General features: G+C 58.0%; 18 protein-coding genes. 11 read left to right on the top strand and 7 right to left on the bottom strand.

All coding sequences use genetic code 11. The features are described 5' to 3' along the window. Both PQQ96_RS22020 and PQQ96_RS22015 read left to right on the top strand, forming a co-directional pair. Positions 1–511: DUF932 domain-containing protein (locus PQQ96_RS22020; protein WP_408296485.1), on the top strand; the 511-nt coding region annotated here is incomplete at its 5' end. Positions 512–639: 128 nt separating this feature from the next. Continuing rightward, the gene (locus PQQ96_RS22015; protein WP_408296482.1) at positions 640–2,817 is read left to right on the top strand and encodes a ParB/RepB/Spo0J family partition protein; all 2,178 of its coding nucleotides are present in this window, start codon (positions 640–642) and stop codon (positions 2,815–2,817) included. 45 nt (positions 2,818–2,862) lie between these two features. Here the strand turns inward: PQQ96_RS22015 and PQQ96_RS22010 are convergent, their stop codons facing one another. From PQQ96_RS22010 to PQQ96_RS22000, 3 genes are read right to left on the bottom strand one after another with little or no spacing between them, the layout of a single operon-like run. Then, positions 2,863–3,537 carry a hypothetical protein gene (locus tag PQQ96_RS22010; protein ID WP_120305726.1) on the bottom strand — a complete coding sequence of 225 codons (675 nt, stop codon included), beginning with the start codon at positions 3,535–3,537 and terminating at the stop codon, positions 2,863–2,865. Then, a complete protein-coding gene (locus tag PQQ96_RS22005) occupies positions 3,530–4,222 on the bottom strand; it encodes a nucleotide-binding protein (protein WP_120305727.1) in 693 nt (230 codons plus the stop codon). Before PQQ96_RS22005 ends, PQQ96_RS22010 begins: the two co-directional genes overlap by 8 nt. Positions 4,223–4,231: 9 nt before the next feature. Continuing rightward, positions 4,232–4,696 (bottom strand): hypothetical protein, encoded by a 465-nt coding sequence (locus PQQ96_RS22000; RefSeq protein ID WP_120305728.1) that lies wholly within the window; start codon positions 4,694–4,696, stop codon positions 4,232–4,234. A gap of 1,076 nt (positions 4,697–5,772) precedes the next feature. Here PQQ96_RS22000 and PQQ96_RS21995 point away from each other — a divergent pair. From PQQ96_RS21995 to PQQ96_RS21970, 6 genes are all read left to right on the top strand, one after another. Continuing rightward, positions 5,773–7,002 (top strand): phosphoribosyltransferase-like protein, encoded by a 1,230-nt coding sequence (locus tag PQQ96_RS21995; protein WP_408296478.1) that lies wholly within the window; start codon positions 5,773–5,775, stop codon positions 7,000–7,002. A gap of 189 nt (positions 7,003–7,191) precedes the next feature. Then, positions 7,192–8,298, top strand: a complete 1,107-nt coding sequence (locus PQQ96_RS21990; protein ID WP_408296476.1) for a reverse transcriptase family protein — start codon at positions 7,192–7,194, stop codon at positions 8,296–8,298. Between the two features lie 64 nt (positions 8,299–8,362). Beyond that, complete coding sequence (locus PQQ96_RS21985) at positions 8,363–9,463, top strand: IS5 family transposase (RefSeq protein WP_408296493.1); 1,101 nt, start codon at positions 8,363–8,365, stop codon at positions 9,461–9,463. A gap of 468 nt (positions 9,464–9,931) precedes the next feature. After that, positions 9,932–10,717, top strand: a complete 786-nt coding sequence (locus PQQ96_RS21980) for an AbiJ-NTD4 domain-containing protein (protein ID WP_408296473.1) — start codon at positions 9,932–9,934, stop codon at positions 10,715–10,717. Then, positions 10,717–14,031: an NERD domain-containing protein gene (locus PQQ96_RS21975; protein ID WP_408296471.1), complete on the top strand. Its 3,315-nt coding sequence runs from the start codon at positions 10,717–10,719 to the stop codon at positions 14,029–14,031. Before PQQ96_RS21980 ends, PQQ96_RS21975 begins: the two co-directional genes overlap by 1 nt. A gap of 69 nt (positions 14,032–14,100) precedes the next feature. Further along, complete coding sequence (locus tag PQQ96_RS21970; RefSeq protein WP_408296468.1) at positions 14,101–14,415, top strand: hypothetical protein; 315 nt, start codon at positions 14,101–14,103, stop codon at positions 14,413–14,415. 117 nt (positions 14,416–14,532) lie between these two features. Here PQQ96_RS21970 and PQQ96_RS21965 read toward each other — a convergent pair whose 3' ends face one another. Beyond that, positions 14,533–15,474 (bottom strand): IS5 family transposase, encoded by a 942-nt coding sequence (locus PQQ96_RS21965; RefSeq protein ID WP_408296465.1) that lies wholly within the window; start codon positions 15,472–15,474, stop codon positions 14,533–14,535. A 39-nt stretch (positions 15,475–15,513) separates the two neighbouring features. On the opposite strand from PQQ96_RS21965, the gene PQQ96_RS21960 reads away from it, so the two are divergent. Next, on the top strand, positions 15,514–15,894 hold the full coding sequence (locus tag PQQ96_RS21960) for a hypothetical protein (protein ID WP_408296463.1): 381 nt from the start codon (positions 15,514–15,516) through the stop codon (positions 15,892–15,894). Between the two features lie 42 nt (positions 15,895–15,936). On the opposite strand, the gene PQQ96_RS21955 is transcribed toward PQQ96_RS21960, so the two are convergent. Further along, complete coding sequence (locus PQQ96_RS21955; RefSeq protein WP_408296460.1) at positions 15,937–16,257, bottom strand: helix-turn-helix domain-containing protein; 321 nt, start codon at positions 16,255–16,257, stop codon at positions 15,937–15,939. A 202-nt stretch (positions 16,258–16,459) separates the two neighbouring features. On the opposite strand from PQQ96_RS21955, the gene PQQ96_RS21950 reads away from it, so the two are divergent. Together PQQ96_RS21950 and PQQ96_RS21945 are read left to right on the top strand one after the other, a co-directional pair. Beyond that, positions 16,460–16,957, top strand: a complete 498-nt coding sequence (locus PQQ96_RS21950) for a hypothetical protein (RefSeq protein WP_408296457.1) — start codon at positions 16,460–16,462, stop codon at positions 16,955–16,957. Positions 16,958–17,157: 200 nt separating this feature from the next. Further along, on the top strand, positions 17,158–17,586 hold the full coding sequence (locus PQQ96_RS21945; protein ID WP_408296454.1) for a hypothetical protein: 429 nt from the start codon (positions 17,158–17,160) through the stop codon (positions 17,584–17,586). 96 nt (positions 17,587–17,682) lie between these two features. Here the strand turns inward: PQQ96_RS21945 and PQQ96_RS21940 are convergent, their stop codons facing one another. After that, positions 17,683–18,699 carry a relaxase/mobilization nuclease domain-containing protein gene (locus tag PQQ96_RS21940; RefSeq protein WP_408296452.1) on the bottom strand — a complete coding sequence of 339 codons (1,017 nt, stop codon included), beginning with the start codon at positions 18,697–18,699 and terminating at the stop codon, positions 17,683–17,685. 1 nt (position 18,700) lies between these two features. Then, the gene (locus PQQ96_RS21935) at positions 18,701–19,165 is read right to left on the bottom strand and encodes a plasmid stabilization protein (RefSeq protein WP_408296449.1); all 465 of its coding nucleotides are present in this window, start codon (positions 19,163–19,165) and stop codon (positions 18,701–18,703) included. Positions 19,166–19,233: the final 68 nt, after the last annotated feature.

Genomic DNA, 19,233 nt, shown 5'->3' with positions numbered 1-19,233 from the left:
TGGCACCAGCAGTTACCAGATGCTCGCCGGAATACTGAGATTTGTGTGCCAGAACGGCATGGTCGCAGGCGAAAACGTCCGGGATGTCCGCGTGCCCCACAAGGGCAACATCGTGCAGAACGTCATCAACGGCGCTTTCGACGTGCTCGACGGCTTCGACCTGATCCGCGAACAGAAGGACGGCATGCAGGCCGTGACCCTGAACCGCGACGAGCAAACCGTCTTTGCCCGCTCCGCGCTCGCCCTGCGGTATGACCCGACCGATGCCACCGCCCCCGCGCCGATCACCGACAACCAGTTGCTCGCCCCGCGCCGCTTCGAGGATCGCCGCGACGATCTCTGGACGATCTTTAACCGCGTTCAGGAAAACCTCACGAAAGGCGGATTGCACGGACGCTCAGCAAGCGGGCGCGCGATGTCCACCCGGCCCGTAACCGGCATCGACCAGAACGTCAAGCTGAACCGCGCACTGTGGATGCTTGCGGATGCCATGCGTCAGATAAAGGCGTAACCCCCTCCCGGAGGGGAACGCCGACAGGCACCCCCTCCATCATTCGATCAGGAATCCTATCCGTGTCTATTCCTGATCGAATCCAGCGAAGCGTGACCCGGAACCTTTCCTTCTATCTGGAGCAAATCATGGAAGCCCAAACCATCATCCAAGCCGTTGAACCCGCCGACGCCGCGAAATCGCCTCTGCTCGAAAACAATTTCGGCAACGAGCAGCCGATTGTCGCGGTGCCCTGGTCGTGCCTGCGACGCTCACCACTCAATGCGCGTACGGAACCGCTCACCGGAATTCCCAGTCTTGCGGACAACATCGCCGCGAAGGGACTGTTGCAGAATCTCGTCGTGCATGAACTGCGCGGTTCGCGTGGCAAGCAGCGCAAGCTCGGCGTCTGCGCCGGTCAGCGCCGCCATGCGGCACTCGACCTGCTGCACGGAGACAAGCGCATCGGGAACGATTACCCGGTTCCTGTGCGGATCGTCAGCGAAGGGGAAGCCCTTGCCATTTCGCTGATCGAAAACAGTCACCGCGAAGGTCTCGACCCGTTCGATGTGCTGCGCTCGTTCAGGATGCTGGCCGAAGAAGGACGCAGCGTGGACTATATCGCGGCGCTCTTTTCTGCTGCGCCGATCACGGTCAGACGGCGTCTCAAACTCGCCAACGTGTCGCCCAAACTGCTCGCCCTGCTGCGCGAGGATGGAATTACCCTCGACCAGTTGGCCGCGCTCGCGCTGGCCGACGACCACGAAACTCAGGAACGCGTCTGGTTCGATGCACCGAACGACTGGCAGCGCGCGCCGCAATATCTGCGGCAGGCGATCACGCGAGCCGAAATCGATGCGAGCCGCAGCCGTCTGGTGCGCTTCGTCGGGCTCGCGGCCTACGAGGCAGCAGGCGGGTACGTGCGACGCGACCTGTTCAGCGACACCGAAAACGCCGGATTCATCGCCGACGCCGAACTGCTGCAGCGTCTCGCGGGCGAAAAGCTCGAAGCCGCTGCGGAGGCCGTCCGTGCCGAAGGGTGGAACTGGACGGAGACGCGCATCGAACGCGACGTGTTCGAACTGAACCGCTTCGGCAGACTCGATCCGCTCGAGCGCCCCTATACGGAGGACGAGCAGCGCGAAATGGATGCCCTGACCGCACGGCAGGACGAACTGGCAGAACGGTACGATGCGCTCGCGGAGGACGACGAGGATGCCTATGAGGAAGGCGAAAAGCTCGAAGCCGAAATGAACGAAGTGACCGCCGCGATTCAGGCGCTGGAAATCCGCACACAGGCATGGGATGCGCAACAGATGGCCGAAGCGGGCGCGTTCGTCATCCTCGACCCGCAGGGCAACCTGATCATCGAGCGCGGACTGGTACGCCGCGAAAGCGATGACGGACATGGCGAAGGCGCAATCCCGGTTGGACAGGCCGTCGCCGCGCTCAAGGAAGCAAACCGGAAAGCCAAACCGGTCCACAGCGCGAAACTCTGCCAGCGCCTGAGCGCCCATCGCACCGCAGCCATTCACGCGGAACTGATCGCGCAGCCGTCCGTCGCTCTCGCCGCCCTGCTGTTCCGGCTCGCGCCGGTGGCTTTTCCCGAGCGGTACGGCCACGCAAGCCGGGATTGTCTCGAACTGAACGCCACCAGCAACCATGATGCCCTGCTCAAGGCGGCGGACGACCTATCCGCCAGCACCGCATGGGGCATCATCAACGCGCAGCGCCAGCAATGGCTCGCCACCCTGCCGAAGCAACTGGCCGACCTGCTGCCGTGGCTGATCGAACAGGACCCCGGCACGACATTGCTCGACCTGCTCGCCTTCTGCACCGGCACCCTATTGGATGGCGTCACCGGCACGGAGGGGCCACACGCCATCAATGCCCTGAGCAATGCGCTGCAACTCGACATGACCCGGTACTGGACGCCGACCCGCACTTCGTATCTGGATCATGTCAGCAAGGCACGCATCGTGGACATTGCCATGCAGGCGGTTTCGCCCAAGATCGCCCTCGACCTCAGCAAGATGAAGAAGGGCGATGCCGCCGCTTTTGCCGAAATGCGACTGGCGAAATCCGCATGGCTCCCGGAAATGCTCACCGACCGGGAAGTGCCGGCCATTCGCGCCCTCGGCGTGGTGAATGACCCGGACGATGAGCACGATGCGGAGAACCCGCAGAAAGTCGAAGCGTATACGGCAGGTTCACCGGAACCTGCTTCCGCAACCGGCACCGCAGAGGCAGACGACAACCTCCCGGCATGGCCCTTCCCGACCGCCGCCAGCGTGGCAACTTCGGACGCCGTGCAGCACACCGCGTGATCGTCCACTCCCCGCCTGCGCTCGCCCGTAGGCGGGGCCTATCACCTACTTGGCCTGCTCGCCCATCCAGAATGCAGCAGCGACCAACAGTACACACAGGCTGGCCGCGACGATCAATGAACGATGCAGCGTCCGAATCAAACGTCCCTCAGTTACTGCGATGCTCGCTTGCGCCCGTGTCGCCGTTTCCAGCATCGCGCGTTCGAACAGGCCGACCGCCCCGTCCATCCGCGCCCGCTGTTCCCTTGCCGCCACCGCCGCCGCACCAATGAAACGATTGCAGGTGATCCCCGCGACCCGATTGGCCAATCTATCAGCCAGCACAGCGATTGATGCTTCGTTGAGCTTTGCCAGCGCGGCCTGGTACCTCGCTTCGTGCTCCCGGGTCATGTCCTCAGCCAACTGGATCGTCGCCTTGCAACGCGCGAGCGCGTCCCGATGCTGACGCATCAGGGCGTCGGTTGCCGCTTCAGCTTCTCGACGCACTGCGTCAAAACTACCATCACCGGCTCGCCGGATACGATCCGGCATCGCCTCGTAAAGCCGTGCATAGTATTCAAGCACGGCGATCATCGACCACAGCGCATCGTTGTCCCGCAGGCTCAACGCACCGGAAACCCGCCGCATGCGCAGGAGACTGGCATCGTCGGGCAATTCGCCTGTGACGTCGAGGAACAGACGGGCGAGCGCATCAGGCGACTTCGCCCGTCGATTACGCATCGGCAGCCACCCTGGCGAACATGTCGCTATATAGCGCGCGCCAGCGCAGCAGTTCCGCCCGCTCGCCGATATGCATCGTCTCCGCCGCCTTTTGGATTGACAGGCGCTGGCTGCGAAGTTCATCGGCGACCCGATCCGCGAGATCGGGAAAGTCCAGCGACTGGCCCTGCGCCTCGACAGTCTTGCGGAGTTTCGACTCCCGGTACATCGTGAACTTGTCCGGTGTGCCGAAATAACCGTTGCGCACGACATGCGTCAGTGCATGCGGGAACGTCTCGCCAAACTCGATCAACAGTTCGAGGCTGTCACGCTGCCGGTTAATGACCCATAGCACGACGAGACGCCGCGCCAACTCGGCCAGCGTATTGGCAAGCGTCCCGCCGTACTGCGCAACGCCTGTCTGACTCCGCGCCGCTGTGTTAACGACGACCGTCGCGTCCCGATGCGTATCGCAGAAATTGACAAAATCGATCCAGCCTCCCGGATCATCCAGGTCACATGACCCACACTCGATTTCGTCATGAACAGCTTTCATGACATCGGGATTGGATGTATCCGTCTCTACCAGCACGACATGGACATCCGCGCGCCGCAGATAATCGACCAGCGCCAGCGTGACGAAGCTCTTGCCGACGCCGCCCTTGCTGCCGCCGACCATATAGATAGGGTGATCTTTCGTTGTCATGTCATACCTCTACAAGTTTTCGGTATCCGGCCTGATCGGAAATCCGAGGAAGCCTTGTACCTGTGTGAGTTTCGTCTTGGTTACTCCCCCATCCCCTTTCTGCTGTGGTCCTGCTTGTGCATGGCCGTTATGTGACGGCGTCGCCTGATTGACTTTCTTTCCGCGAGGTGATGCCGTGGCGGCGTGCGTTTTGACGTGTCGCTCCACCTGCGTAGACTGGTCCTCTTTCCCAGCGCGTTGCATCGCGTATCGCAACGTGCTGGCGCTAATCATCACGCCGTCCTGCGCGATCTGCTGGACGATTTCTTCCTGCGTGTAGCCCTTCCTCTGGGCATCAATAATTTGAGGCTGCATGGATTTCGTTCCATCGCGGACATTGACGCGATGCTCATGCGCGGGCTTTTCCGGCAGTGCGTCGAGACGGCGCGCGGCTGCGTCCCATTGCGCCTGGGTAAAGCTCTTCACCACCGGCATGATTCGCTCCTGCGTACTGCTTTCATGCCATCTTGCTAAAGGGAATAATGGTCGTCAATACCCCGAAACAGACTCATCTCGGGTCGATGGAACACACTGGAATGAACGGGATTTCCCCGGAACAAGAAATTTATTTGCGCTATCGAATCCGGGCAACGTACCGGGATTTGCGCGCGGCGGACCCAGCCACATCGCCCCTCGAATCAAGCAATCAACGGTTGTGCGTTGGCAACAGGCAGCACACGAAATCCATCGCTCGCTATATTGCGCCGGACAATCGCGAACCTTGATGTGGCGTACCCACCCGACACAATTCTTGTTGCGCTGCCCGTGAAAGCCTCTATGTGCAAGTTGCGCAGGCATTGGCACCCACGCGCGGGGAATCAACACAGTATTTTATTTTTTCCGCGAGGAGTACGGTCACCCATACTCATGCGTGTTGCGCCGTGAGTCGTACCTTCGTGCGCCGATCGAACTTCTATTTGCGCGGGTAGGGATACCTGTTCACGCGATACGCCATTCTTTTCAACCAGGACGGTTCATCTTGCTGCGCGAGGTGCGCGGCCTTCCCGCTCGGACGAACATACTATCCTGCGGCGGATGTTGATTTATTTGCGCGACCAAGGTTAACCCCGCTCACGGGATTTGCGGACTGCAAATTTAAAGACATAAAAACGAGGGATGGCAGGATTGGCTCTCGCCGGTTGTGGGCGCCGATGGCGCACATGACTTGGTGCAGCGTTTATCTCGAGCCTAAAAGGACCGGATAACGACGAATTCAATGTCGGCCCGACATCGCGCGAGCGAAGGTCCATAATCCATTGATTTGAGTTTTCCCTCCGGAAAATCACAATCGGTCCCCATCGATCGGCTTTACCAGACGCGTCATCGGGTGCACCATATGCTATGTTTTAATGCTCCGCTGACGTTGTTCTGGCCAGCGGCGTACAGCCGAACAATTTGGGGCTGGAGGATTGGGCTTTCCGACCGGCGAGCGTTGCCGCCGATATCGGTGCGCCCGAAATGTCGGACCGCCTCTGATTAGGGCGTTTTGTCTAAATCAAGGCAGCAAAAGCATGCAACTGTCCCAAACGGAAGAGGGCTCGGCCTGGATTAGCCAGTTCGCCATCCCTGATCAGCCTGATGCAATCCTCTTGCTAGACGCTATCCGCTGGGTTTCCTCGGCGGAGTTCACGTCGTCGCTACGTGCCAGTATCGAGGCGGAGGCTGCCAAAATCAGCGGCCCGATCGCACTCTTTATCGAGCGCGAGCTACGTAATCCGGGTGGACATCTCCAACGGTTTTACAAGGAAAGTCCTACGAAGCCAAAGCGCGCTTACGGTGCGCCCCTTCAGCCGGTGGAGAGCATCCGAGCGTATGCCCATGAAGTGGGCAGCGAAGGCGTCATTGCAACGCTCGCGACATCGATGGCTCGCGCAAATCCGTCCAGATTTCTTCTTCATCCAACGGCTGAGGACATTCGCAAATGCAAGATCCGCGCTTTCTTCATTCTCACGGACACCATAGGAACGGGAACCCAGGCGACTGATTTCCTGTCGTCGCTCTGGCGTGCCGCATCGGTGAGGAGCTGGTTTTCGTCGCGGTTGGTCTCGTGCCATGTCATTGCGTTTGCGTCGACGAGAGTCGGCGAGAAGCTTTTAATGTCTCATCCGATGAAGCCCAAGGTGATCTGGTCACTGACTTGCCCGACGATTGGCAACAGATTCGGAGAACTGGACGCACAACGACTTATGGGCTTATGTGCAAGGTACAACCCGGTGCGTGCTTCCCAGGCGTTCGGCTTCGGAGGAGAGGGCGTTCTGATCGCGTACCCGCACGGCGTACCGAACAATGCTCCGGCAATCCTTTACAAGGCAGGCGCAACGTGGAAGCCGATCTTCCCGGGACGGGCAATCGGGGACGTTACCGACGCTCTCACAACAGGCTTTCATGAAGTGGATGCCGCTGCCCAATTGATCAGAATGGGGCAGTCGCGTCTTGCGGCCTCAGGCTGGCTTGATCGGCTGGACGCTGAGGCCAGAAGCTTGGTGCTCGTCCTTGCATCCCTCTCGCGCTCTCCACGAAGTGAAAACGCGGTATCCACCCGCACGGGACTCCGTCGGGTGGAGGTCCGCCGCCTGCTGAACTCGGCAATTCACTACGGGTGGATCACCGGGCAGCATCGTCTCACGGATGACGGAATGAAACAGCTACAGCGTCTGCGCGCGCAGACAACGTCACAGGAAATACTACACACGCCGAACGACTTGCCGTACTATCCACAGTCGCTGAGGGCGTCGGATTAGCCATCTAGAAATGGCATGGCAACATGCCCGGCGACTGCCCTTCGGGGCGGCCATGGGACACATATTTTGTGCTCCTTCGAGGCAGCAGGCGCAAACGTGTAAGCATCGTCGCGATCCGCTACGCTGTGTACCACTGCGCTAGTCTTGCTGCGAACCGCGACGATCCTCACCCTTCGGGTGTCAAAGTAGATGGCTATCTGGCGCGCTCAGCACTATCGGCAAAACGGCCTTCGGGAGGGTATAGATCCTCTTCTATTGAACCGTGCAATACAGTACGGCGATGCGATTACGGGTGCAAACCGTAATCTCACTCCGATTTTCACGCTGCGCCATCTCGCGTTTCTGTGCGGGGCGAGCTACCCGGCGTTGCGTGCCTACGCGGGTCGAAAAAATGACGAGGCAATTCACCCTTATCGACTCTTCCGGATCAAGAAACGGAGCAGACCCGGTGAACCTACCCGGCTGCGGACGATTTGTGCTCCGGCGCCTGGCCTGCGTACGGCACAACGATTCATTCACGATAACGTTCTGTCTCATTTGCCGGTACATCCGGCCAGCATCGCGTATTCGCAGAACACTCGCCCCGTTGAGGAGATTGGCATTCACTGTGGGTGCCGGTGGCTCATCAAACTGGATGTCCAAAATTTTTTTGAGGCCATCTCGGAGCGTGCGGTATATCGTGTCTTCAGGGACGCAGGCTATCCAGCCCTGGTCTCGTTCGAGATGGCAAGACTGTGCACGAGAATCGTGCCTATGAATCGAGACGAAGGCCCCCCCGTTCAGACGCCTGCACGCGCGTCCCGGTACTCCATTGAGGCCTATTGGAACTGGCGTCAAGGTTCACTGCCGCAAGGGGCTCCTTCGAGCCCCCTGCTCGCCAATCTCTGTTCGTTTCGGCTTGATACGATGGTGGCCGATATCGCGACCGAATATGGCATGGCCTATACCCGTTACGCCGACGATATCGCCTTGTCGACGACCAACCCAGATTTCTCTCGATCGGACGTCCGGAAGGTAATCCAGCGGGTGTACTCAGCAATGAGGCAATGTGACCTGTCGCCGAACACGGCCAAGACAGTCATTGCCCCTCCCGGTACCCGGAAGGTCGTACTGGGACTGTACGTTGATCAAGGCACCCCACGGTTGACGCGCGAATTCCGATCACGACTCGAGCAACATCTGCATTTTTGCCTACACCCCGACGTAGGCCCTGTCGCTCATGCGCGCAAGAGAGGCTTCTCCGCGGTGCTCGGGTTCAAGCACCACCTTAGCAGGCCGGTGAAATACCTCATGTAGCGGTCATCCGGGACGAAGGCGTAAACGTTGAACTGATGTCATCAATGAGAGCGAAATGGAACGGATGCGTGGGCCAGATGGTTTTACCGAGTCAATGTTCACCGTGTTGAAGCTGGATGATTTCGTGCCGAAGGACCATCCGTTGCGTCCGATTCGCAGTTGGCTCAATGATGCGCTCAAGCGCATGGACGACGTTTTCGCGCGGATGTACGAAGCTGACGCGAAAGGTGGCCGGCCGAGCATCGCGCCGGAGAAGCTGGTGCGAGCTCTTTTGCTGCAGGTGCTGTACTCAGTTCGTAGCGAGCGCATGCTGGTGGAACAGATTTCCTACAACATGTTGTTCCGCTGGTTCGTCGGCCTGCCGATGGACGGGACCGTGTGGGACCACTCGACGTTCAGCAAGAACCGCGACCGGTTGCTCGAACACGATGTGCTGGTGTTGCTCTTCAACGAGACAGTCGAGACCGCGCGCGAGCGCGGATATCTTTCCGGGGAGCACTTTAGCGTCGACGGCACGTTGATTCAGGCATGGGCCGGGCACAAGAGCTTTGTGCCCAAGGCAAGTCCGGACAAAGACGACACGCCTCCTGACGAACCGCCCGCGCCGAATGACAACTGGCACGGCCAGAAGCGCAGTAACGAGACGCACCAATCCACGACGGACGAGCAGGCGCGCCTGTTTCGCAAGAGCAAAGGAACCGGAGCGATGCTCTGTTATATGGGCCACGTGCTGACCGACAACCGGCATGGCCTGGTGGTCAACGCACAGGTGACGCTGGCGACGGGCACCGCCGAGCGCGACGCGGCCGAACTGATGCTTGCCTATGCCGCAAGTGTTGCGCCGCTCGGCATCACAGTCGGCGCGGACAAGAACTACGACACCGCCGGTTTCGTGGCCAGTTGTCGAGCGAACCGTGTGACGCCGCATGTGGCGCAAAACGATGGGCGTCCAGGAGGTTCAGCAATTGACGAGCGAACTACGCGCTGGCCGGGCTACGCGGTCAGCCAGCAAAAACGTAAACGCATTGAGCAGGTGTTCGGATGGGGCAAGACGGTCGGACGAATTCGACAAGCGATGTATCGAGGACTTGAACGCGTAGACCAGCTCTTCGTGTTGACGCAGGTCGGCTACAACCTGACGCGTATGCGCACACTTGCCGGTTGAGGAGCAGGAAGCAATGGATAACACCGATATGGCGAACCCGCGAGCAACGTCGAATGCCCGCAAACGTGTTCCGCGTTTCAAAAATGCGAACCGAGCATCCGTCGTAATGCACCTGAGCGCATCAACGACGGATATTTCAACGGCCTGTTAGAGGACTCATTGCCTACGCGACGCAGGTCGAGCCAGGGTTTGGCGCGCGGAAACTCGTTGACTTCCAGAAGGTTGCGTGGCCGTTCTGATGCAGTATCACGACGAAAGCGTTTCGGGCTAGAACCATTCGGTCCTGTTGTGCGTTCGACGGAAGCTTTGTGACCGACGGTAGATAAATCTGCGTTCTCGGTGCGACGGACGCGAGGGTGACTTCATTCGCGGCGAGTGGATGCGGGCTCCAAATTACGTAGTGAGGACGTCTGCTCGGGATGTACCTGGAGCGGTATGCTATTACGATGAACCTTGGAGCAGAATCGCATGGACTCGTTCTCACAACGTCAAGGCCTCGTCCGTCCGGACGCAGAAATCACGATCAGGAATGATGCACCACCACAAGTGCGTGATGCGCTGATCCAAATTGCATATCGATGCGGCCTGCGGCCAAGCGACATACGGGAACGCCTGTGCCAAGTCCTTTACCGCTCGCCTGACAGAAACAATTGGTCGGAGTTTCCCAATATCGATGACGAGGTCAGAGATCTAATCGGCGATTGCGAATGGTTTGAGGTCTACGACTTGATCGAAATGCTCGCGGTAGAAAGTGAACGCCGGGGGCAAAGCTACGCAGATGGAATGAACAGGTTTTTTCGAGCCGCAGGCGTTGGTTGGCAGCTTGTCGACAACCGTGTCGAGACCCGAGGCACCGAAGTTTTTGAAGCTGCGGTTCGTCAAGGTCAGACGGAATTGCGTCGACGAGGTAGGAAAACCGCTGCAACCGAACTGCACGAGGCACTGAATGATCTCTCCAGGCGGCCACAGGCGGAAACAACCGGTGCGATTCAGCACGCCATGGCGGCTCTCGAATGCGTAGCGCGCGACGTGACCGGAAGTAAAGACACACTGGGACAACTGATCCAGCGGAATCCAGGGCTATTTCCGGCGCCTGTTGATCAGATCGTCGAGAAAGCGTGGGGATACACCTCGAACTACGGCCGCCACTTGACCGAGGGGAGGCCTCCTCAGTTCGAGGAGGCTGAAATGATGGTGGGTCTCAGTGGCGTGCTCTGTCGCTATCTCGCGCGAACAGTGCCAGAGAATCCGTGATGAACCCTGCTCCCGGACCAAACGGTCACCTTCGCATCTATATTGGTGCTCCGGTCGAGCACTCGTCCGAGCTTGACGCACTTCGCATAGCCTACGCCGCTGCAGCCCGGTCTGACAGTTGGGCCTATATATTTGCCAACTTCAATGTCCGCGGTCGTCAGGTTGACCTTGCAATCTTTACTGAGACGACGACACTCGTTATTGAAGCAAAAAGCTATAGCCACCCAGTACAGGGTGGGATGAACGGGGTGTGGACTCAACTTGGGCCCTTTGGCACGCGGCAAACCGGGAACGCCTACGAGCAGACCCTCGGGGCAAAGAACCGTCTGCGTGACGCTCTTCAGGACATTACCCACGTTGAGGGGTATCCCAACGGTCTGGTCGCCGTCATGCCGGCCATTCCGAGTGACTCGAAGGTGACCTCGGGCGATTTCAAGGTTACGGTCGGTGGCGCGGAACAAATCGCGCAGATGCTGACACAGCGCTCCGGAGCCATCCTAACAATTCAACAGTGCGAGGCACTTGCCAGGCGCTTGCATCTGGAAGCTATCGCTAACGTTGATGGTGCCTTGGACCCAAGGATTCTGTCGTCTGAACGCTTGTGCGCTGCGTACCTGACATCCTTTGCGGAGTTTTACGGTTCCCAGGCCGCTAAACTCATCGCCGACAAGTACGGTTCCGAAGAGGATGCTGTTGCAGTCGCAGATGTTCAATCCATGGTTGCCAGCACGAGTGACTGTGTATTGATCTCTGGCCCATCCGGTTGCGGAAAGACATTGCTTACTGTCTCATGTGCGATGTCCTGCATTGCACACAACTGCTTGCCGGTATTCGTTTCAGCAATGGACTTCGACGGCCGCCTTCAGGGCTTGCTAGACCGTGAGGTTTCACTGCTCGGCAGCCGATCGACGAGCAGCATCGTCAGCGCTTGCAGGCTTCTCGGAAAACGAATTGTCCTTTTCTTGGACGGCTACAACGACTGTCGTGACGATCTCAAGATTGCCTTAACTCGAAGCCTCAGGGCTTTTTCGTTGCGCTTCGGTGCAGGTCTTGTCATCAGCACGCAGCATGACCCGTCCTGTGCGGACCTGCTATCGCTAAAGAGGATTTTCGTCCAACGCCCATCGGATGATCTCAAGCTAGTTCTCGCCAGGATCGGGGACCCATGCCATCACGCTGTCAACTGCATAGCCCTGCTTCGCGTCGCACGTTCAGGCCTCGAGGCGACACTCATTGGGGAAGCCGGTTGGTTACTGCCGGCAGGTGCGAGCATGTTTGCACTTTTCGACGCCTATGCGCGCAGCAAGCTCGGGCGCGCTGCCCGAGACGGTATTCGGCTGCTGACGACGCTCGCCAGCGTCTTTACCGAAAGAACGTGTTTCAGTATCTCCATTCGGGAGTTCGACAGACTTGCTGACTCGATGTCTATCGACGACGGGGCTCGAGACATTCTGTTTCGTGTGGAACTTCTCTATTTGCGTGGCGACAGGGTGAGCTTCTCGCACGAGCTCTTCCACGCCGCATTCGCGGCCGAATCTGCAATTCGAAACTCTGGGGCCAATGCTTCGCAGATTGAGTTGGCCATCAGATCTCCCCGTTTTCAGTCATCTCGTTCATTCATCGTTGGCGGCCTCGAGGACGATCGCATGGTCGGGGACGTGCTTGAGAAAACAGTGGACGCCTATCTCTTGGCGGATTGTCGTCGTGGCGAATGCGGCTCCGCTGCACATTCAATTGTGAAAGAACGGATAGAGGCCACCTTGGACGCAATGGTTGCTGAGGCGCAAACAATCCGGTTCGAATTGGTCGGCGAAGGATGGGATGGCGTAGCTATTGCAGAGAGCTCAATCCAGAAAAATGCCAAGGATTACACCCGTTACTTTGAGGCCATTGGCGACGGTCTGATAGACGGGCAATATATCGATGTCGTCTTCGCTGCATGTAGCTATATGGACGAAGCCATATCAACCGCTTCGAAAGAATTTTCGACTGCAGCCAAGGACAGGAACATTCCTCTTCGCCACGCGATGTTCTCGCAGGCGTACGTTATGGACCGAACTGCCGCAATATCGCAATTGATTTCGTTCATTCACAGCGGCTTCCTGTTGCGGCGTAGTCAGCCAGGCCAGGACTTCGGTCCGGCGATCAGAAAAGCATGGTCAGACGCGAAAACGCCGGGCCAGTTCTATCTTCTGATCGGGTTGACGAGATCGACAGAATACGTCGCCGAGGTTGTTCCTTACGTGCGAACCTTGCTTCAGAACATACGGTCATGTCCCTATCATCTCCAACTCGATCTGCTCAATATTGTGCTGTACGTTCGTGACGCGGAGGAGCCATATCGGACGGAGATGATTGAAGCCCTTGAGGCGTCCCTCGACAAACTCGGGGTGATGATGAACTCGATGATCTTTGAGGCGCTTCAGGCGCTCGGAGCATTGCAGGAGGAAGAGTACAATCACTCCGAGGTTGTTCGCCGTGAGATCGATGAAACCCTGAACACCGAGGGCGAGGATGCAGACAGAACGGCATGGGGAGTGTTCTCCTGCCAGTTCGACCACCCCTTCGATTCGGCATACTGGGATGAAATACAGCAACTCGATGATGTACGCAAGAAGGCCCTCCTTACGAAGGCCTGTCGTGGCGCGACTCGCTCGTATCTTTCCTTTCTTGGAATCCTTATTCGACAGTTAAGTGAATTGAACGATCCCACCACGGCATCAGCGATTGCACCATGGACAATGCTTCCCGAAAAAAAAGCTTTTATGCCACAGGATGCAATCGAGGTCTTTGTTACCGCACACGAGTGTTTGGGCGATCTAGGCGTTGATCTTCCCCACATGAGAGGGGAAGTGACGACGGATACGGAGCGTGCCTTGCTTGCTTGCGGCGAACTTCTTTATTGGTCATCTCGAACGCACGTCAAGGATCCCCAGACTTCCAGCCATACTTACAGTGCGAGGTCCATCCTTCTTGATCACTCCAAGTGCGCAAGCGCCGGTGCCCTCGATCTTGTTATGTCAGTGCGCCGTTGGGATCGCAACACACGCCGCTCGATCATAGATACATATCCCGATTTGGCCTTACAGGTCTGCCGCGAGGGTCTCAAGAAGCCACAGGCTCAGGTCTCGTACTACGACCTTGGGATGCGCGGTAACCCGATCGGCATTGCGATCTTCTGCATTCAGGTGCTGGGAGAAGCAGGAGACAGTGACGATTTGCCAGCTCTCCGAGCACTTTGCGATGATTCCGGCTATGGTGTTAGCGCGTTAGACGCTATTAAGAAGATAGAGGCACGGGTAAACTTCAGGTAGCTATAACAAGAACTCGAAATGCAGGACCGCTAGTCTCTATGAACGATCGTTGTACCAGAGGCGGTGTGAATGACAGCTCGGGCCAGCCGGGCCATCGCGCCTTGTATTCCGATCCTCAACTTGCTTCAACACGGGATTGATGAAATGGCCTTCAAATCCGTCGACAGCATTCTGCAGCCGGATCCACGCTTTGCCGATCTGTGTATTGTCAAAAATGGTCTTATTCGTCCCGTTAGTCTCGCAGATCATCATTCGGCACTCGCGGGCATCACCCTGACCGATCTTATGCCAGATGAGGTTCAGGTGGCGTTCGACCGTGCACGCAACACGATCATTTATGCCTTGGAAGGTCTGAACAACCCGTTTTCTGCTTTGGATCTCTAATTGACCCACTCAACGTGAAGATCGCATCGTCATCTGCACTGCGTCGAATGGCCACCAGTAACATCCTGACGGCCAACGCTACACCTTTTGCTGCCCACCTTCGCCCTTCCTTGCGCCTCACAACATCTTGCGCGCCATCCAAAGGTTAGCCAATGCGAACTGCGTTTCGATCTGAGCCGTGTTCTTTGCGAGTCCCCGATAGCGCGCCTTCAGATATCCAAACTGACACTTCAGCACCCGAAACAGATGCTCCACCTTCGCTCTTACACCCGCTTTCAGTCGTTCGATCTCGTCGTAGATCCTGTCGAGCCGCTTGCTCTTATCCAGCTTTCGCCGCTTGCTCGGTCGCATCGCGACGTGCCACTCAACCGCTCCCGTTTCGCCTCGCTTCTCAATGCCCACATAGCCCGCATCAGCAAACGCCATCTTTTCTTTCCCGTGCAACAGTTCATGCGCCACCGTGATGTCGTGAACATTCGCCGGCGTGCACTTCACCGTGTGCACCAGACCCGATTCGGCATCGACTCCGATATGCGCCTTCAGGCCGAAGTACCAGCTACCTCCCTTTTGCGTTTGCCTCATCTCGGGGTCTCGCGTGCCGGGCTTCTTCGTCGAATTGGGCGCGGCAATCAGCGTCGCGTCGACCGCCGAGCCCACCTTGAGCATCAGGCCCTTCGCCTGCAAGACCTCATTGACCGTCGCCAGCATTCCAACGGACAGTCCATGGGCCTCAAGCAGGTGCCGGAAGCGCAAGATCGTGCTCTCATCGGGCAGCCGCGTCATGCCAGCGTCCAGCAGCGCGAACTCCCGGTACAGCGGAATGTCATGCAGCGCCTCCTCCATCGCCGGGTCCGAGAGACTGAACCACTGCTGAAGGAAATGAATACGCAGCATCGTCGCGATCGGAAACGGCGGCCGCCCAGTCTTGCCTTTAGGGTAGTGCGGCTCGATGAGCGCGATCAGTTTCCGCCACGGCACCACGCGTGTCATCTCCTCGAGAAACTCGCGCTTGCGGGTACGCTTGGTGGACAGATTTAAGCCAAGATCCATTTGCGTCATCACGTCGCCCCTTGAATTCTCCTGCTACCAGGATAATCCATGCTCACGTCAATGCCAGGACTTTTGCAGAGATTCCCCTTCTTTGACTACGACCTCTTTGTCGTCGGCGAGGTACAAGCTTTTGGCGCTTTCGAGTTGGCCCTGAAATATCGGCTCAATGGTCGTGGCCATACTTCTCGCGGCACTCTGCGAAAGCATGTCGATCGCGCCAGGAAAGCCGCCCACCCCTTGCCCAGTCCAGGTACCAACGTACCAATCGATCCAATTGAGGGCCTAATTTCACTGCGTAATGACTTATCTCACGGCACTTCGGATATCCACTCGGCCGGAATGGCACTACAGATGGTCGAATCCTGTGCCCTCTGGATCAACTACGTTTACTCGCCACAACCGGAACAGCCAGTAGCAAGCCCAGATTAGTCCTTGAATGTGTGCGGATCGCCTGAACAGCAGGCCCAAGGCTCAGCCAGCGATCAAGGTCTCGGCATGAGACAAAAGATCACCCTGCTTTTTTTTCGGAAGTCGGCCAAACAGGAGAATTAGACGAGCCATATCAGCCTCGTCCGCATAGAAGAACGCCACAGGCACCCCAAGCACCGCCGCAAGGCGGTTCGCAAATGCGTAATCCGCCTTATGGATACCGAGTTCATATCGGTTTATGCGAGTGCTAGCAACAAAAGCGTCCAGGCCCGCCTCAATTCCAAGCTGCTTCTGCGACAGCCCAGCCTCAAGACGAGCCTCTTTCAATCGCGCTCCAAAGACGGACGAATGCGCCACAGACATTCAATAATAGCTCGTTGCAAACGAAGCTACGAATATCGTTGCAAAACGTCACGTTAGATACTACGATTTTCGTAGCATCGACAATGCCGGGCAGTCGGTTCCAAAACCCGCCGTCGGTGGAGTTAGACCTTTTCACAAGCGAAGTAGGGAATGTAGGGTTGGCTTTTTCACCTCGGAGCATCAACGAGTACAGGACGGAGAAATGTCGGATGGACTTCCACGGTCCGGTCGCTGGGCTGATCTGAGCAAGCAGGAATACGACCGACTGCTCGCGCTGAACGAACAGATTGAACAGGCACAACGATGGTTATATCAGCGGAGTCGCGACATGGTGGCAGCGTACAGTCTCGCGGCAGCACAAGCACGCCATGCCGACAACGGGAGCCTGGATGAAGACGTAAATCTGATCGCTACTGTGCTGTTTCTGATGCGTGAGGACCATCCCTCTTTTCTCACCGAGTCCGACAACATCGTCGCACGAATCGATATCCCTATCTTGCCAAGGGCCAGTTTCAACGAAAGCTCCTCTTGTCCAGATCTGAGCAACGTGTCTGACCCGGTTCGAAGCCGCAGCGATTGGAACCCGCTTTTGCTGAACTTATATGAACGGGTTCTGCAGCGGGACACTGCCAAACTGTTGAGCATCGGGGCACTGTGCATCGATGTCGCGCTCATCGAACAGCAATTGCGGTCCTGGTGAGCGTTGGCCCTGCGCTAAACATGCAGTGGCTGATCTAGTGATACATCGGATCCGTTATCCAGCGGTACCGTCCTTGATCGCGTAAAGGGATTGGTTGCATTCGCCAGACAGCCGACTATATTTGGAAACAGGATAGCGAGTTGCGCTTTGCCTGCAAATCCAGCGCGGACCTCGCATCCAGTACCGAAGGAGAACGTAGCATGAGTATGCTGAACCTCACCATCAGCTTAGTTATTCTATTCATTGTTGCCAGGGGAATCTGGCTATTCAACCGCCGTTCCCGAGGCATCTTCGGCTGCAGCTTCTTCACGGCCCGCGGATTCTGGCGAGCGGCGATCGCTATCAACTTCCTTTGGTGGGGATACTATTTCTGGGTAACCGCCCCGTTGCGTCACACGCCGCCATCTGGCGGACTTATTCTCATGGCAATTGGCATTGCCGCTGCTGCGTGGCTGATTTATGAGAACATTGGGGATACCGATCTCCTGCACGGCGTCGGCGGTTCGTTTCTCCAGTTCATGCTATTTTTGCCAGTGGCCGTCTACGGTATTCCGCTTCTCTTGATCGCGATGATCTTCCTGCTCTTTGCGTCATACAAGGGCGCACCCGGATGGTTTGTCGATCCATAAAGACATCGAGCGTCACGCCATACGCTTGATCAATGCCATAAGATTCTGATCTCCCAGTCTCGGCTTGCCGCGAGCACGTCTGCCACCGCCCCCGCGTCAGCGATCGACCTCCGGACCAGGATCGCCCAGCCGATTTTCCTGTTTTGTCGGCAAGCGCTCGGGTCGCGGAGGCTCTTTTTGCTGTGCACGATTGACGACCATTGGCGCATCCCGTTGCACCGGCATGGCCTGCACGAAGTCTGCAATGCCGACCGCCATTTCACGATCCGGCCTCGCTGGCGACGCTGCCATCGTCAGTGCTATTTCCCGCCATGCGGCGAATACGCCGTCATGAGACTGCCATCCTGTCTGTCGCTGCTCCGCATTTGCGACAGCCTGCCAGTACATCGGCACCTCACCGCGCGCCAGCATATGCTTGACGCACGGTTTCGGATAGCGCTGTGTGGCACCGCGTGCTTTCCGGGGTGTCGCATTCGCATCGACACCATTCGTGCGCAACTGCTCAGCGAATCGCTCGCGCCATCGCCGCAGATCCTGCTTGCGCGGATTGAGACGTCGACCATCCTGGCCCCGCACCTGCACGCTGAGGTGGACATGCGGATGGGCCTCGTCGTCATGTGCGGCAAACACATAAGCGCGACCATCACCGAACTCGAGTGCCGCGAAATCGCGCGCAGCATCGCGCACGGCCTGCCGGTTCGTGCCCGGCGGCATGGACAGCAGGACATTGAATACCTCACGACGATGACTCGTCTCCGGTATTCCCCACCCGCCGAGTTGCCAAGTTCGCGCGAGATCGCGGACAGCCTCGGCACCGGTAACCCGGTCGCCGTTCTGGTCTTCCAGTTCGACCTGGCCGTTGCGCGAGATATATCGGAGATGCCGGCGCACCGCACCCATACCCTGGGCACTCGAGGCCTTGTTGGTGATCTTGACCATCACCTCTGGCGTACCTCTGAGCGTCCGGGCCAACTGCTCCCGTACACGAGTGGCTGCACCTCGCATGGCGGCACGCGAAAGCCGCGGCGCACCGACATGTCTGAACGGTTCCTGAAACAGGCGGTCGCCCCAGTTCAGGAGCATCGCGTCGATGTAGGCTTTCGGGTAAGCCATATCACCGGCTCCATCGATCAAGGTTCGCACGAATGAGAGCCGCCACGGCACGCAGATGCACGTCGATGTGGTCCCGGAGTGCTCCAATGTCGCCCCCCACATTGGCGACCATATGCATCGCATTCCCTTCTCGCGCGAGGTGTCCCAGCCACCGGCTGATCACGGCAAGCTGCTGGTTCGAGTCCGACAGCAACCGCATCTCATGCACGCCAAGCTGAGGTTCACGCATCAGTTCCGCCCGGATCAACGCGACAACCCAGCGGTTACTGGTCAGGCCCGATGCCTCCGCGCGGTGCTCCACCGCTTCCAGCTCTGCATGCGTTATCCTGATCTCGATTCGTATGCGAGGCTCGTTGATCGTGATCCAATCAACTTCTGATTCGGCCTGCAGTTTGTCAGCGTCAACATCCAGCGCCGCCGCAATAAGTTGCCGCACACCCTCCCCTGGCGTCAGGCCGCGGCGCATACACCGGAGATTCCAGTCCGATCGCATACCCGCGAGTTCGACGCACAGGCGCTCACGCAAACGCATGG

The organism is Paraburkholderia sediminicola, assembly GCF_046027825.1.
Classification (GTDB): Bacteria; Pseudomonadota; Gammaproteobacteria; order Burkholderiales; family Burkholderiaceae; genus Paraburkholderia; species Paraburkholderia sediminicola_D.
This window is presented reverse-complemented; position numbering and strand designations above follow the sequence as displayed.

Coding starts and splice junctions, on each gene's coding strand:
- PQQ96_RS21980 (WP_408296473.1), top strand. CDS start 9,932: ATGGACTCGTTCTCACAACGTCAAGGCCTCGTCCGTCCGGACGCAGAA.
- PQQ96_RS21955 (WP_408296460.1), bottom strand. CDS start 16,257: ATGTCTGTGGCGCATTCGTCCGTCTTTGGAGCGCGATTGAAAGAGGCT.
- PQQ96_RS22010 (WP_120305726.1), bottom strand. CDS start 3,537: ATGCGTAATCGACGGGCGAAGTCGCCTGATGCGCTCGCCCGTCTGTTC.
- PQQ96_RS22000 (WP_120305728.1), bottom strand. CDS start 4,696: ATGCCGGTGGTGAAGAGCTTTACCCAGGCGCAATGGGACGCAGCCGCG.
- PQQ96_RS22005 (WP_120305727.1), bottom strand. CDS start 4,222: ATGACAACGAAAGATCACCCTATCTATATGGTCGGCGGCAGCAAGGGC.
- PQQ96_RS21950 (WP_408296457.1), top strand. CDS start 16,460: ATGTCGGATGGACTTCCACGGTCCGGTCGCTGGGCTGATCTGAGCAAG.
- PQQ96_RS21945 (WP_408296454.1), top strand. CDS start 17,158: ATGAGTATGCTGAACCTCACCATCAGCTTAGTTATTCTATTCATTGTT.
- PQQ96_RS21940 (WP_408296452.1), bottom strand. CDS start 18,699: ATGGCTTACCCGAAAGCCTACATCGACGCGATGCTCCTGAACTGGGGC.
- PQQ96_RS21975 (WP_408296471.1), top strand. CDS start 10,717: ATGAACCCTGCTCCCGGACCAAACGGTCACCTTCGCATCTATATTGGT.
- PQQ96_RS21995 (WP_408296478.1), top strand. CDS start 5,773: ATGCAACTGTCCCAAACGGAAGAGGGCTCGGCCTGGATTAGCCAGTTC.
- PQQ96_RS21990 (WP_408296476.1), top strand. CDS start 7,192: ATGGCTATCTGGCGCGCTCAGCACTATCGGCAAAACGGCCTTCGGGAG.
- PQQ96_RS21960 (WP_408296463.1), top strand. CDS start 15,514: ATGCTCACGTCAATGCCAGGACTTTTGCAGAGATTCCCCTTCTTTGAC.
- PQQ96_RS21965 (WP_408296465.1), bottom strand. CDS start 15,474: ATGACGCAAATGGATCTTGGCTTAAATCTGTCCACCAAGCGTACCCGC.
- PQQ96_RS21970 (WP_408296468.1), top strand. CDS start 14,101: ATGACAGCTCGGGCCAGCCGGGCCATCGCGCCTTGTATTCCGATCCTC.
- PQQ96_RS22015 (WP_408296482.1), top strand. CDS start 640: ATGGAAGCCCAAACCATCATCCAAGCCGTTGAACCCGCCGACGCCGCG.
- PQQ96_RS21985 (WP_408296493.1), top strand. CDS start 8,363: ATGCGTGGGCCAGATGGTTTTACCGAGTCAATGTTCACCGTGTTGAAG.
- PQQ96_RS21935 (WP_408296449.1), bottom strand. CDS start 19,165: ATGCGCCGCGGCCTGACGCCAGGGGAGGGTGTGCGGCAACTTATTGCG.